Origin of the sequence: Streptomyces sp. NPDC088725, assembly GCF_044751305.1 — a bacterium.
In the GTDB taxonomy this organism is placed as follows: Bacteria; Actinomycetota; Actinomycetes; order Streptomycetales; family Streptomycetaceae; genus Streptomyces.
The window spans coordinates 95,849-108,207 of record NZ_JBIVLO010000005.1; the positions used below are offsets into that span (position 1 = coordinate 95,849).

At 69.5% G+C, this 12,359-nt stretch carries 12 protein-coding genes; 8 read left to right on the plus strand and 4 right to left on the minus strand.

What is annotated here, in order from left to right:
• Nucleotides 1-543: 543 nt before the first annotated feature.
• The gene (locus ACIP6N_RS13785) at nucleotides 544-1,899 is read right to left on the minus strand and encodes an MDR family MFS transporter (protein ID WP_401815416.1); all 1,356 of its coding nucleotides are present in this window, start codon (nucleotides 1,897-1,899) and stop codon (nucleotides 544-546) included.
• 200 nt (nucleotides 1,900-2,099) lie between these two features.
• Between ACIP6N_RS13785 and ACIP6N_RS13790 the strand changes: the two genes are divergently transcribed.
• Nucleotides 2,100-2,858, plus strand: a complete 759-nt coding sequence (locus ACIP6N_RS13790; protein ID WP_401815418.1) for a phosphoglyceromutase — start codon at nucleotides 2,100-2,102, stop codon at nucleotides 2,856-2,858.
• 92 nt (nucleotides 2,859-2,950) lie between these two features.
• Here the strand turns inward: ACIP6N_RS13790 and ACIP6N_RS13795 are convergent, their stop codons facing one another.
• Both ACIP6N_RS13795 and phoU read right to left on the minus strand, forming a co-directional pair.
• Nucleotides 2,951-3,100: a hypothetical protein gene (locus ACIP6N_RS13795; RefSeq protein WP_401815419.1), complete on the minus strand. Its 150-nt coding sequence runs from the start codon at nucleotides 3,098-3,100 to the stop codon at nucleotides 2,951-2,953.
• Between the two features lie 137 nt (nucleotides 3,101-3,237).
• Nucleotides 3,238-3,918, minus strand: coding sequence for a phosphate signaling complex protein PhoU (phoU, locus tag ACIP6N_RS13800; RefSeq protein WP_401815421.1), 681 nt, complete (start codon nucleotides 3,916-3,918; stop codon nucleotides 3,238-3,240).
• Nucleotides 3,919-4,142: 224 nt separating this feature from the next.
• Here phoU and ACIP6N_RS13805 point away from each other — a divergent pair, with 224 nt between their 5' ends.
• Together ACIP6N_RS13805 and ACIP6N_RS13810 are read left to right on the plus strand one after the other, a co-directional pair.
• The gene (locus ACIP6N_RS13805) at nucleotides 4,143-5,408 is read left to right on the plus strand and encodes a sensor histidine kinase (protein ID WP_401815422.1); all 1,266 of its coding nucleotides are present in this window, start codon (nucleotides 4,143-4,145) and stop codon (nucleotides 5,406-5,408) included.
• The gene (locus ACIP6N_RS13810; RefSeq protein ID WP_401815424.1) at nucleotides 5,405-6,085 is read left to right on the plus strand and encodes a response regulator; all 681 of its coding nucleotides are present in this window, start codon (nucleotides 5,405-5,407) and stop codon (nucleotides 6,083-6,085) included. Before ACIP6N_RS13805 ends, ACIP6N_RS13810 begins: the two co-directional genes overlap by 4 nt.
• Nucleotides 6,086-6,177: 92 nt before the next feature.
• On the opposite strand, the gene ACIP6N_RS13815 is transcribed toward ACIP6N_RS13810, so the two are convergent.
• A complete protein-coding gene (locus ACIP6N_RS13815) occupies nucleotides 6,178-6,831 on the minus strand; it encodes a DUF461 domain-containing protein (RefSeq protein ID WP_401815425.1) in 654 nt (217 codons plus the stop codon).
• Nucleotides 6,832-7,504: 673 nt separating this feature from the next.
• On the opposite strand from ACIP6N_RS13815, the gene ACIP6N_RS13820 reads away from it, so the two are divergent.
• The 5 genes from ACIP6N_RS13820 to rlmB all read left to right on the plus strand — a co-directional run bounded on the left by ACIP6N_RS13820 (nucleotide 7,505) and on the right by rlmB (nucleotide 12,287).
• A complete protein-coding gene (locus tag ACIP6N_RS13820; protein WP_003953493.1) occupies nucleotides 7,505-7,987 on the plus strand; it encodes a CarD family transcriptional regulator in 483 nt (160 codons plus the stop codon).
• Between the two features lie 365 nt (nucleotides 7,988-8,352).
• The gene (ispD, locus tag ACIP6N_RS13825; protein WP_401815427.1) at nucleotides 8,353-9,099 is read left to right on the plus strand and encodes a 2-C-methyl-D-erythritol 4-phosphate cytidylyltransferase; all 747 of its coding nucleotides are present in this window, start codon (nucleotides 8,353-8,355) and stop codon (nucleotides 9,097-9,099) included.
• The gene (gene ispF / locus ACIP6N_RS13830; RefSeq protein ID WP_401815429.1) at nucleotides 9,089-9,592 is read left to right on the plus strand and encodes a 2-C-methyl-D-erythritol 2,4-cyclodiphosphate synthase; all 504 of its coding nucleotides are present in this window, start codon (nucleotides 9,089-9,091) and stop codon (nucleotides 9,590-9,592) included. The genes ispD and ispF overlap by 11 nt, the downstream gene beginning before the upstream one ends.
• 185 nt (nucleotides 9,593-9,777) lie before the next feature.
• Nucleotides 9,778-11,175, plus strand: a complete 1,398-nt coding sequence (gene cysS, locus ACIP6N_RS13835) for a cysteine--tRNA ligase (RefSeq protein ID WP_401815431.1) — start codon at nucleotides 9,778-9,780, stop codon at nucleotides 11,173-11,175.
• 155 nt (nucleotides 11,176-11,330) lie between these two features.
• Nucleotides 11,331-12,287, plus strand: coding sequence for a 23S rRNA (guanosine(2251)-2'-O)-methyltransferase RlmB (gene rlmB / locus ACIP6N_RS13840; protein ID WP_401815433.1), 957 nt, complete (start codon nucleotides 11,331-11,333; stop codon nucleotides 12,285-12,287).
• Nucleotides 12,288-12,359: the final 72 nt, after the last annotated feature.

A 12,359-nucleotide genomic window follows, 5' to 3' on the forward strand; every position in this document is an offset into this window, starting at 1 on the left:
AGCTATCGCGGTTCATTGCGGGCATCCGGCAGAACTCGCCACCTCATCCGGCCGGATGACGCCCCTCGCTTTTCTTCCGCCACATCTCGGCGCCCTGGACGGCGAGTCGGGATGCTGCGCGAGGCGGAGCTCCACCGAGGCCGCATACAGGAGTCGGCCCGGCGAGGACACGGCCCGGTGGTCGGACTCTTTGCCGTGAGTGGACCAATCTCGGGATGGGGGATGCGGGAGCCTCCCGGATGAAGCCGTAGAGGCAGGGAGGGTGGCGGGCTTCGCGAGGGCGGCCAGGCCCCCGTCTGGCGGATTTTCGTGGGCCCGGAACGCCTGGCACGGCGCCTCGCTGCGTTGTCGGAGCCATCCAAGTGCGTCCAGCACGAGGATGATCCTTGGCCTTACGATGCACCGCACCAGACGCCCGGGGCTGATCCACGAAGGTCCGCCGGACGGGAACTGGTTGGCGAAGTGGTCGAACTCGCCGGCCTTCACGCCTTCTCATGCGATGTGGTGGACAAGCTTTCGCGGTTCGGTTCCATCCCTGAGACGTCAGACGCGGGGGAGCGGGCCGCCCTCCGCCGCGAGTGGTTCCGTCACGAGCGGTCCAGCCGCGAGCGGTTCCGTCACGACAGGCGCTGGTGCGGGCATCGCGACCGGTGCGGGCGCCGGCAGTGTGCCGGCCGCCGTTTCCTGCGCCTGCGGGGGCAGCCCCCGCATCAGCAGCCAGTAGCCGAACCCCGCCACCGTCCCCAGCGCCGCGCACGTCCCCCACAGCCACTGCGCGCCGAAGCGGTCGAGGACGTAGCCCGACAGCAGCGGTGCCGCGAGACCCGCGACCGCCCAGGACATGCTGTACATCCCCTGGTAGCGGCCCCGGCTGTGCACCGGCGAGAGCCGTACCACCAGCCCGGTCTGAGTCGGCGCGTTGACGATCTCGGCCAGTGTCCAGACGCAGATGGCGACCGCGTAGAGAGCGAGCGGTCCGGCGAACGCGGTCAGGCCGAAGCCGTAGCCCGCGAGCAGCGACGAGAGGATCAGCAGGCGGCGCGGGTCGCGGTGCTGGATGAAGCGGGTGACCGGGATCTGCAGCAGCACGATCAGCAGGCCGTTGGCCGCGATGACCAGGCCGTAGTCGCTGCTGGAGAAGCCGTCGGCGCCCATGGCGACCGGCAGCCCGACGTTCGCCTGCTGGAAGATCAGCGCGACGAGGAACGACAGCCCGACGACGCTCATGAAGCGGCCGTCCCGCAGCACGGTGCCCAGCCGTACTTCAGGCTCCGCTGGCTTCTCCGCCGTCGCCTTCATCCGCTCGGGCCGCGTCTCGGGCACCTTCAGGAAGACCAGCACCGCGCACGCGAGCGTCATCGCGGCCTCGCCCAGGAAGCCCGCGAGGTAGCTGTACTGCGCGACGAAGCCGGCGGCCGCCGACGAGACGGCGAAGCCCAGGTTGATCGCCCAGTAGTTCAGCGAGAACGCCCGGATCCGGTCCTCCGGCCTGACCAGGTCCGCGATCATCGCCTGTACGGCGGGACGTGACGCGCTCGCGGCCATGCCGACCAGGAACGCCACCGCCGCGATCGCGACCGGGTCCCGCACGAAGCCGAGCAGCGCCACCGACGCCGACATGGCGGACTGCGCGATCAGCATCGTGGGCCGCCGCCCGAGCCGGTCGGTCAGTACGCCCGCGCCGAGCGAGGCGACGACCCCGCCCAGGCCGTACAGCGAGACGACCACCCCCGCGTACGAGGCCGAGTAGCCGCGGTCCAGGGTGAGGTAGAGCGCCATGAAGGTGGCGACGAACGCCCCGAGCCGGTTGATCAGGGAACTCGTCCACAGCCACCAGAAGGCGCGGGGCAGCCCGGAGACGCTTTCCCGGGCGGCACGTACAGGACCGGCGACAGACATACGGCATCCCCCCAGGACGGATCAGGAAACGAACGGCATCAGGGCGGCGTCACATGCCGGACGGTAAGAGTCCCAGGCGCCACGTGCACCTTACTGAGAGGTGCCCGCCGAGCGCCACTCGATTCCCGCCGCCGACCTCCCCGGGCGCTCACCCCGATGAGGCTGCCGGGCGCCAGGAAGGGTCGATTAGGCTTTGGCCCATGGCCGACGCACCGTACAAACTGATCCTCCTCCGCCATGGCGAGAGCGAATGGAACGCGAAGAACCTGTTCACCGGCTGGGTGGACGTCAATCTCACCGACAAGGGCGAGAAGGAGGCGGTCCGTGGCGGTGAGCTGCTGAAGGACGCCGGTCTGCTGCCCGACGTCGTGCACACCTCCGTACAGAAGCGCGCGATCCGCACCGCGCAGCTCGCTCTGGAGGCCGCCGACCGCCACTGGATCCCCGTCCACCGCTCCTGGCGGCTGAACGAGCGCCACTACGGCGCCCTCCAGGGCAAGGACAAGGCCCAGACGCTCGCCGAGTTCGGCGAGGAGCAGTTCATGCTGTGGCGCCGCTCGTACGACACCCCGCCGCCGGCCCTCGAGGACGGTACGGAGTTCTCGCAGAGCGACGACCCGCGCTACTCGACGATCCCCTCGGAGCTGCTCCCGCGGACCGAGTGCCTGAAGGACGTCGTCGTCCGCATGATGCCGTACTGGTACGACAGCGTCATCCCCGACCTCCTGACGGGCCGCACGGTCCTGGTCGCCGCGCACGGCAACAGCCTCCGCGCGCTGGTCAAGCACCTCGACGGCATCTCCGACGCCGACATCGCGGGCCTGAACATCCCGACCGGCATCCCGCTGGTCTACGAACTGGACGCCGACTTCCGTCCGGTGAAGCCGGGCGGCACCTACCTGGACGCGGACGCCGCGGCGGCGGCCATCGAGGCCGTCAAGAACCAGGGCAAGAAGTAACCAGCCCTCACAAGTGAGCCCCGCACGAAAAGGGTCCCGGCCAGGAACGGCCGGGACCCTTTCCCGTGCTCACGCGCATGCGCCCGCCGGAGTCAGCCGCACTGGCAGGGGGAGCCCGCCTGGCAGCCGCAGCCGCAGCCCGAGCCGCAGCCGCACGCGCCCAGCAGGGGCAGGTGCGGCGCTTCGGTCTGCGGCTGTTGCGGGGTGTGGGTGTCGGTCGTGGTGATGGGGGAATCGGCCATGAATCCTCCTCGGAGGCGTACGGAGTGTCGCCTCCGACCATTTGATGCCCACCACCGCGGGCACTTCAACGGCGCACGTGCGCGTACGCAGGCGTACGCCCCCTGTCGTCGCGCACGCCCCACGCGCTGTTGTGCCCTTACGCGCCCTCGACCGGCGTTTCCAGCGGCTGGATCTCGTCCGCGTGCTCACCCGTCACCAGGTAGACGACCCGCTTGGCCACCGATACCGCGTGGTCCGCGAAGCGCTCGTAGTAGCGGCCGAGCAGCGTCACGTCCACGGCCGTCTCGATGCCGTGCTTCCAGCGGTCGTCCATCAGGTGCTGGAAGAGCGTGCGGTGCAGCAGGTCCATCTCGTCGTCGTCCTGCTCCAGCTCCAGCGCCAGGTCGACGTCCTTCGTGATGATCACCTCGGCGGCCTTCGCCATCAGGCGCTGAGCGAGCTGACCCATCTCCAGCAGCGTGGTGTGCAGGTCATGCGGTACGGGCGACTCCGGGTAGCGGAGCCGCACCTGCTTGGCGACGTGCTGCGCGAGGTCGCCCGCGCGCTCCAGGTCGGCGCTCATCCGCAGGGAGGTGACCACGATCCGCAGGTCGGTGGCGACCGGCTGCTGGCGGGCCAGCAGCGCGATGGCCCGCGCCTCCAGGTCGTGCTGCAGGTCATCGACCTTCTGGTCGGCCGCGATCACCGTCTCGGCGAGCTTCAGGTCGGCGTCGAGCATGGAAGTGGTGGCACGCCCGATGGCGGACCCGACCAGCCGGGCCATCTCGACCAGGTCTTCGCCTATCGAGTCCAGTTCCTCGTGGTACGCGTCCCGCATGGGTGTGTCCCTCTCTTGTACGTTCTTATACGTTCCTGCCGAGGCCGGGGCCGGGCGTCACGGAATTGTCCGGCCCCAGGTTCCCACGGTCTGTCCGTTACGCGTCCGGGGCCGCCGTCTCAAGTGAACCGGTACTTACCCACCGGTGAATTCTGAGAGGCGAGTGTTCCAGTAGACACTCGGACGGCTGGGAGAGCGTCCTGGTCCATGCATAACCTGGAGGCATGGACGTGAACGCGGCTGTCGCCGCATTGGCAGCGATCGCCGGGGTGTGTACCGGCGTGATCGCCATGCTGGCGTTCCGCTGGAGCGAGCGGGAACAAGCCAAGCCCACCCGTACCTCGCTGCATACCGACGCCGTGCTGCCGCCCGGCGTCGACACGGTCCTTTCCGTGCTGCGCTCCTCCGCCGTCGTCCTCGACGAGAGCGATTCCGTGGTCAAGGCCAGTTCGGCCGCGTACGCGCTCGGCCTGGTCAGGGGCGGGAAGCTCGCCGTGGAGCCCATGCTCCACATGGCGCGCGACACCCGCCGCGACGGCGAGATAAGACAAGTGGAACTGGATCTGCCGAGGCGCGGTACGGGCCGGGGCGAAGCACTCGCCGTTTCCGCCCGGGTCGCCCCACTCGGCTCCCGTCTCGTCCTCCTCCTGGTGGAGGACCTGACGGAGGCGCGTCGTATCGAAGCGGTACGGCGCGATTTTGTGGCGAACGTCAGCCACGAACTGAAAACCCCCACCGGCGCGCTCTCTCTGCTGTCCGAGGCTGTCATGGACGCCTCCGACGACCCCGAGGCGGTCACCCGCTTCGCCGGGCGCATGCAGATCGAGGCGACGCGGCTCACCAATCTCGTACAGGAACTCATCGACCTCTCCCGGGTGCAGAACGACGACCCGCTGGAGGACGCCGAGCCCGTACGCGTGGACGAACTCGTCGCCGAGGCCATCGACCGGTCCCGGCACGCGGCGTCCACCAAGCAGATCACGATGGCCGCGGGCGGCACCGCTGATCTGCATGTATGGGGCAATCGCGGTCAGCTGGCCGCCGCCTTGGGCAATCTCGTCGAGAACGCCGTCAACTACTCACCGGCCCGCACGCGTGTCGGCATCGCCGTACAGCGTGTCCCCTCCTCCGGAGGGGACGACATCGAGATCGCCGTGACCGACCAGGGCATCGGCATCTCGGAGAAGGACCGCGAGCGCGTCTTCGAGCGCTTCTACCGAGTCGACCCGGCCCGTTCCCGCGCCACCGGGGGTACGGGCCTCGGCCTCGCGATCGTCAAACACGTGGCCGCCTCGCACGGCGGGGAGGTCACGGTCTGGAGCTCCGAGGGTCAGGGCTCCACCTTCACCCTGAGGCTGCCCGAGGCGGGCGCCGTACGGAACCGCACACTTACCGGGCCGGACGAAGACGACCTTGCCCTCTACCCAAGCGACACCAGTCTCGTGCTAGATCAACCGACCGTGATTCCTGCCCCGGAGGTCCTTCCGTGACCCGAGTGCTCGTCGTCGAGGATGAGGAATCCTTCAGCGACGCCCTTTCCTACATGCTCCGCAAGGAAGGCTTCGAGGTCGCGATCGCGACCACCGGGCCGGCGGGGCTCGACGAGTTCGAACGCAACGGCGCCGACCTCGTCCTCCTCGACCTGATGCTGCCCGGCCTTCCGGGTACGGAGGTCTGCCGTCAGCTGCGCAACAAGTCCAACGTGCCGGTGATCATGGTCACCGCCAAGGACAGCGAGATCGACAAGGTCGTCGGCCTGGAGATAGGAGCCGACGACTACGTGACCAAGCCCTTCTCCTCGCGGGAGCTGGTGGCCCGTATCCGTGCGGTCCTGCGCCGCCGGGGCGAGCCGGAGGAGGTCACTCCCGCGGCGCTGGAGGCGGGTCCGGTCCGGATGGACGTGGACCGCCATGTCGTCACGGTCTCCGGCGGCAAGGTCGACCTCCCGCTCAAGGAGTTCGACCTGCTGGAGATGCTGCTGCGCAACGCGGGCCGCGTGCTGACGCGTATGCAGCTGATCGACCGGGTATGGGGCGCCGACTACGTCGGTGACACCAAGACCCTCGACGTTCACGTCAAGCGTCTACGCGCAAAGATCGAGCCGGACCCGGGTGCCCCGCGTTACCTGGTGACCGTGCGCGGCCTGGGCTACAAGTTCGAGCCGTAAACCGGCCCGTAATACAGGCGAGTACATGAAAAGGCGCCCTGCCCGGTGATTCCGGGCAGGGCGCCTTTCCGTGTACCGCGTACCGAGCGGGCTCAGCCCGCCGTGCCCGCCGCAGAGGACTCCGAACCGGCCGGTGTCTCCTCCTCGGAGCCGTGTCCCGCAGGCGGTGAGCTGGGTGTGCCGGACGGAGTGCCGGAGGCGGCTCCTGACGGGCTCTGTACGGGCGTGGCCGGCGCGGTCGGGCCGACGTTCGCCACGTAACCGTCCGCGGGCACGACGAAGGCGCGCAGCTTCACGTCACCGGTCTCGCTGAACGAGAACACGAGCTGCTGGGCGTCACCGTCGCGCGTGGGCTCGCCGCCGTTCTCGATGAGCGCGGAGGCGTTGCCCTTGCCGCCGAGCCGGACCCAGCCGCCGGCGGGTACCTCGACGGGCCCGGTGCCCTTGTCGGGGGAGAGTTTCACCGTCGCCTTGGTGCCCGGCAGAGTGATCGTGTCGAGCGTCTGGCGGCTCTTGCCGTTGTTGAAGACCGTCCCCGTGACCGCCGCTGTCCCGTCGGCACCGGCGCCGGTCTGGGTGACCACGGTCGCGTTCTGGATGGTGATGTCGCCGGACGTGGTGGCGGCGCTGTCCGGCTTGATCTGGAGCGTCTGCGCGTTGTTGCCGGCGCCGCACGCGGAGAGCGAGGCAAGCGAGAACACGAGGGCAGTAGCGGCGAGGGCGCCGCGTCGAAGGCTGCGGCTCACGGCGGCGGCAACTCCTAGGACGTTCGGAACGGAGGGGCTGGGACGGGACATCTGTAACAGGCGCTAAAGGTGCGTCAGCGGCCTCAGGTTACCGAGCCGCTGTCGCCGTCCCGCACCCGACCCGCCCCCGGAGCCTCCCGGAAGTCCGCGGGGGAGGGGCCGGCGACGCGGTGCGAGGAGTCACGCGGTCCGTGGAAGGGCGGCCGTGCTGTCCGCCGGGGGAGAGCCGCGCCGTCCGCCGGGGCGCGCCGGGCGCGTATCCGATCCGGCGGTTTTGCGTGCCGTTCACAATCTCAAGGTCATCAATTCCCCCGGGCGCCACACATTCCCTGCAAATTCTGTGCGGCGCCCGTGGTGATCAAATTCAGAATCCCTTCTTTTCTGTCCGTACGGGTGATCGACATCCGAACGGAGTACAGAAAGTTCCGGGTCCAGAACCCGGCAAATCGGGACGTTCGTGTCGCTTGGAGCGCGTTGTGCGGCGCGTAACGTACAGGTTTCTCTGCGCCCGCGCAGCCGCTCCGACCTGCGAATACCTTGTTCCGGAAGTCGTTCGCAGCACGTTCCTTGTGTTGTTGTCAAGCCCCGAGATGCGCCCTGACCTGCGAAAACACCATTCAGAAGAGGGCATTCTCGTGTTACCCTGGATAGCCACGGAAGGGGTACCTGTCACATGACGTTCAAGGTTGGCGACACCGTGGTCTATCCCCATCACGGGGCCGCGCTGATCGAGGCTATCGAAACTCGCCAGATCAAAGGCGTGGACAAGACCTACTTGGTGCTCAAGGTCGCCCAGGGCGACTTGACGGTGCGTGTACCGGCGGACAATGCGGAGTTCGTCGGCGTGCGCGATGTGGTCGGCCAGGATGGGCTGGACCGGGTCTTCGAAGTCCTCAGGGCACCGTACGCAGAAGAGCCGACGAACTGGTCCCGGCGGTACAAGGCAAACCTCGAGAAGCTCGCCTCCGGCGATGTCATCAAGGTCGCCGAAGTAGTGCGTGACCTGTGGCGCCGGGAGCGTGAGCGCGGGCTGTCCGCCGGTGAGAAGCGCATGCTCGCCAAGGCGCGGCAGATCCTGGTGAGTGAGCTGGCTCTCGCGGAGAACACCAACGAAGACAAGGCCGAGGCTCTGCTCGACGAGGTCCTCGCGTCCTGAATCATGGCGTCCTGAATCATGATGCCGCCGGTTTCGTCGGTGGTCCCGTGATGCGGTAATCGCCATCGCGGCAGCAGTCGTTCGCGCAGGACCGGGTAACGACTGAAGCCGTAGATCACAACAGCAGTAGACGTGCACTGCAGGTGCCTTAAACGTGCACGCGCAAGGCAGTCAATGCCGCAGTCAAATGCCGTGGTGCCCGCTGACCAGCTATGAGTAATTCGCTGTGTCGCCGGGCACTGCGGCATGTCCGAACACCCGCACTCAACCATGTATCACGGAAGGGTCTGGTCAAGGCGTCGCGCCCGGCACGCTGTGGCCATACCCACGTCGGCCGCGGATACAAACCTGCCGGAGAGCAACCGATGTCAGACGAAGCCCGCCAGCACCGCACCGCCGCGGTGATTCCCGCGGCAGGACGCGGCGTACGGCTCGGCCCCGGCGTCCCCAAGGCGCTCCGCGCGCTGGGCGGCACGCCGATGCTGATCCACGCCGTACGCGCGATGGCCGCCTCCCGCGCCGTCTCGCTGGTCGTCGTGGTGGCGCCGCCCGACGGCGCGCCCGGAGTGAAGAACCTCCTCAACGAGCACGCGCTGCCCGAGCGCACCGACTACCTCGTGGTGCCCGGCGGCGAGACCCGCCAGGAGTCCGTACGGCTCGGTCTCGACGCGCTGCCGGACGACATCACCACCGTCCTCGTCCACGACGCGGCCCGCCCGCTCGTGCCCGTCGACACGGTGGACGCGGTGGTCGAGGCCGTACACGGCGGATCGCCCGCCGTCGTGCCGGCGCTGCCGCTCACCGACACCGTCAAGCAGGTCGAGCCCCGCCAGAAGGGCGAGCCCGAACCGGTCGTCGCCACGCCCGACCGGGCCCTGCTGCGCGCCGTACAGACCCCGCAGGGCTTCGACCGGGCCACGCTCGTGGGCGCCCACGAGACCGTCGTACGCGGCGGCGACGGCGCGACGGACTGCGCGGGCATGGTCGAACAGCTCGGGACGACCGTGATGGTCGTGACGGGCCACGAAGAGGCCTTCAAGGTGACCAGGCCGCTCGATCTGGTGCTCGCCGAGGCCGTTCTCGCCCGCAGGAGGGCCAACGATGGCTTCTGACACCCCGCCGCCCATGACGCTCCCCCTGGTGGGCATCGGCACCGATATCCACGCCTTCGAGGAAGGCCGTGAGCTGTGGTGTGCGGGCCTCCTCTGGGAGGACGAGGGTCCGGGCCTCGCCGGTCACTCCGACGCGGACGTCGTCGCGCACGCCGCCTGCAACGCGCTGTTCTCCGCGGCCGGCCTCGGCGACCTCGGCGCCCACTTCGGCACCGGAAGGCCCGAGTGGTCGGGCGCCCCCGGCATCACCCTCCTTACGGAGGCGGCCAGGATCGTGCGTGACGCGGGCTTCACCATCGGTAACGTCGCCGTGCAGGTCGTCGGTCTGCGTCCGAAGATCGGCAAGCGGCGGGAAGAGGCCCAGAAGGTCCTGACCGCCGCGGTCGGCGCCCCCGTGTCCGTCTCCGCCGCCACCTCCGACGGCCTCGGCTTCACCGGCCGCGGCGAGGGCCTGGCCGCGATCGCCACGGCGCTCGTCGTCCGTACGGCCTGACCGTACGGGCACCCCGCGGGCGTCCGGCCGTACGGGCGCCCTGCGGGGACGGCGCACCCGCGGGGCGTGCACACCTGGCGGAATGGTGCTTTCCGGACCCCGCGGACCCGGCCGATTGTCACGCTTATGTGTCCCCGTCGCTCTGTGGTCGCGGGGCACGGCCCTCGGCGCACTACCCTTGTCGCGTGACTATTCGGCTGTACGACACCGGCGCCCGGCAGATCCGCGACTTCGTCCCGCTCACGCCGGGCTGCGTCTCGATCTACCTCTGCGGCGCCACCGTGCAGGCCGCGCCGCACATCGGACACATCAGGTCCGGGCTGAACTTCGACATCATGCGCCGCTGGTTCGACTACCGCGGCTACGACGTGACGTTCATCCGCAACGTGACGGACATCGACGACAAGATCATCGCGAAGTCCGCCGACCAGGGCCGCCCCTGGTGGGCCATCGGCTACGAGAACGAGCGCGCCTTCAACGCGGGTTACGACGCGCTCGGCTGCCTGCCGCCCAGCTACGAACCGCGCGCCACGGGCCACGTCCCGGAAATGATCGAGATGATGCGCGGCCTCATCGAGCGCGGTCACGCGTACGCGGCCGAGGACGGCGTCTACTTCGACGTCCGCTCCTTCTCCGGCTACCTCCAGCTCTCCAACCAGGACCTCGACGACCTGCGCCAGCCCTCCGGCGAGGGCGAGGCGTGCAAGCGCGACCCGCGCGACTTCGCCCTGTGGAAGGCCGTCAAGCCCGGTGAGCCCAGCTGGGAGACGCCCTGGGGGCGCGGCAGGCCCGGCTGGCACCTGGAGTGCTCGGCCATGGCCCACAAGTACCTCGGCACCGCCTTCGACATCCACGGCGGCGGCCTCGACCTGATCTTCCCGCACCACGAGAACGAGATCGCCCAGGCCCAGGCGTACGGCGACGCCTTCGCCGCGTACTGGGTGCACAACGCGTGGGTCACCATGAGCGGCGAGAAGATGTCCAAGTCGCTCGGCAATTCGGTGCTCGTCTCCGAGATGGTCAAGCGCTGGCGCCCCATCGTGCTGCGCTACTACCTCGGCACCCCGCACTACCGCTCGATGATCGAATACAGCGAAGAGGCGCTGCGTGAGGCGGAGTCCGCCTTCGCGCGCATCGAGGGGTTCGTCCAGCGCGTCGTCGAGAAGGCGGGGCCCGTCGAGGCCGCCCACGAGGTGCCTCCGGCCTTCGCCGAGGCGATGGACGACGACCTCGGGGTGCCACAGGCCCTCGCGATCGTCCACACCACCGTCCGGCAGGGCAACTCCGCGCTCGCCGCGGACGACAAGGAAGCCGCGGTCGCCCGGCTCGCGGAGGTACGCGCGATGCTCGGCGTCCTCGGCCTCGACCCGCTCGACCCCCAGTGGGCCGGTGACTCCGACCGCGGGGACGACCTGCACGGCGTGGTCGACACCCTCGTCCAGCTCGTGCTCGACCAGCGGGAGGCGGCGCGCGGGCGCAAGGACTGGGCCACCGCCGACGCCATCCGCGACCAGCTCCAGCGGACCGGACTCGTCATCGAGGACGGCCCGGCGGGCCCGCGCTGGACGCTGGGCCCGGCCTGACCGCACCGCGCACGACCGGCCGGACCGGACTGACCGGGACCGGACGGTGGCACGGGTACGTACCCTGGTGGGCGACGCCGCTCCACAGACGCCGCTCACATATGAACGCCGCGTACGCCGCGTACGCATCTCTGAAGCAACGAAACAGGTAGGTCATGGCCGGGAACAGCGAGCGCAAAAACCACCGCACGTCCAAGAAGAAAGGTCCTCAGGTCGGCAGCGGTGGTCAGCGACGCCGTGGGCTCGAGGGCAAGGGCCCCACGCCTCCCGCGTCCGCGCGCAAGGGCCATGTGAAGAACCGCGTCGCCAACGCCAAGGCGAAGCAGACCGCTAACGCGCGCCGCCAGATCGCCCGCAGGGGCGGCAAGGGCGCCAGCGAGATGGTCGTCGGACGCAACCCCGTCTTCGAGGCGCTGCGCGACGGCGTGCCCGCGTCGACGCTCTACGTCCAGCAGTTCATCGACAACGACGAGCGCGTACGCGAAGCGCTCCAGCTCGCGGCGGACCGCGGCGGCATCCACCTGATGGAAGCCCCCAGGCCCGAACTCGACCGGATGACCAACGGCCTCAACCACCAGGGCCTCGTCCTCCAGGTGCCGCCGTACGAGTACGCGCACCCCGAGGACCTCGCGGCCGCCGCTTACGACGAGGGCGCCGACCCGCTGATCGTGGCGCTCGACGGCGTCACCGACCCGCGGAACCTGGGCGCGGTCGTGCGTTCCGTCTCCGCCTTCGGCGGACACGGCGTCGTCGTCCCGGAGCGGCGCGCCGCCGGAATGACGGCCGGTGCCTGGAAGTCCTCCGCCGGCACGGCGGCCCGCACGCCGGTCGCCCGCTGCACCAACCTGACCCGCACGCTGGAGGCGTACCAGAAGGCCGGCGTCACCGTCGTCGGTCTCGCCGCCGACGGAGACACCGAGGTCGGCGAACTGCAGGCGCTCGGCGGCCCGGTCGTCGTCGTCGTGGGCAGCGAGGGCAAGGGCCTCTCGCGGCTCGTCGGCGAGACCTGCGACTACCTCGTACGGATCCCGATGCCGGGTGGCGCCGAGTCGCTGAACGCCGGAGTCGCGGCGGGCATCGTGCTGTACGAAGCGTCCCGCCGCCGGGCCTGACACGGCTTCCGGGGCCCGTCACGCGGTGATCTTGACGGGTCTCGGACACATGCCGCACGTCAAGGCAGTGTC

Bases quoted from the DNA above. Each gene is read 5' to 3' on its own strand.
- phoU (WP_401815421.1), bottom strand. From the start codon at position 3,918: ATGCGGGACGCGTACCACGAGGAACTGGACTCGATAGGCGAAGACCTG.
- ispD (WP_401815427.1), top strand. From the start codon at position 8,353: ATGTCAGACGAAGCCCGCCAGCACCGCACCGCCGCGGTGATTCCCGCG.
- ACIP6N_RS13790 (WP_401815418.1), top strand. From the start codon at position 2,100: ATGGCCGACGCACCGTACAAACTGATCCTCCTCCGCCATGGCGAGAGC.
- rlmB (WP_401815433.1), top strand. From the start codon at position 11,331: ATGGCCGGGAACAGCGAGCGCAAAAACCACCGCACGTCCAAGAAGAAA.
- ACIP6N_RS13805 (WP_401815422.1), top strand. From the start codon at position 4,143: ATGGACGTGAACGCGGCTGTCGCCGCATTGGCAGCGATCGCCGGGGTG.
- ACIP6N_RS13795 (WP_401815419.1), bottom strand. From the start codon at position 3,100: ATGGCCGATTCCCCCATCACCACGACCGACACCCACACCCCGCAACAG.
- ACIP6N_RS13820 (WP_003953493.1), top strand. From the start codon at position 7,505: ATGACGTTCAAGGTTGGCGACACCGTGGTCTATCCCCATCACGGGGCC.
- ACIP6N_RS13785 (WP_401815416.1), bottom strand. From the start codon at position 1,899: ATGTCTGTCGCCGGTCCTGTACGTGCCGCCCGGGAAAGCGTCTCCGGG.
- ispF (WP_401815429.1), top strand. From the start codon at position 9,089: ATGGCTTCTGACACCCCGCCGCCCATGACGCTCCCCCTGGTGGGCATC.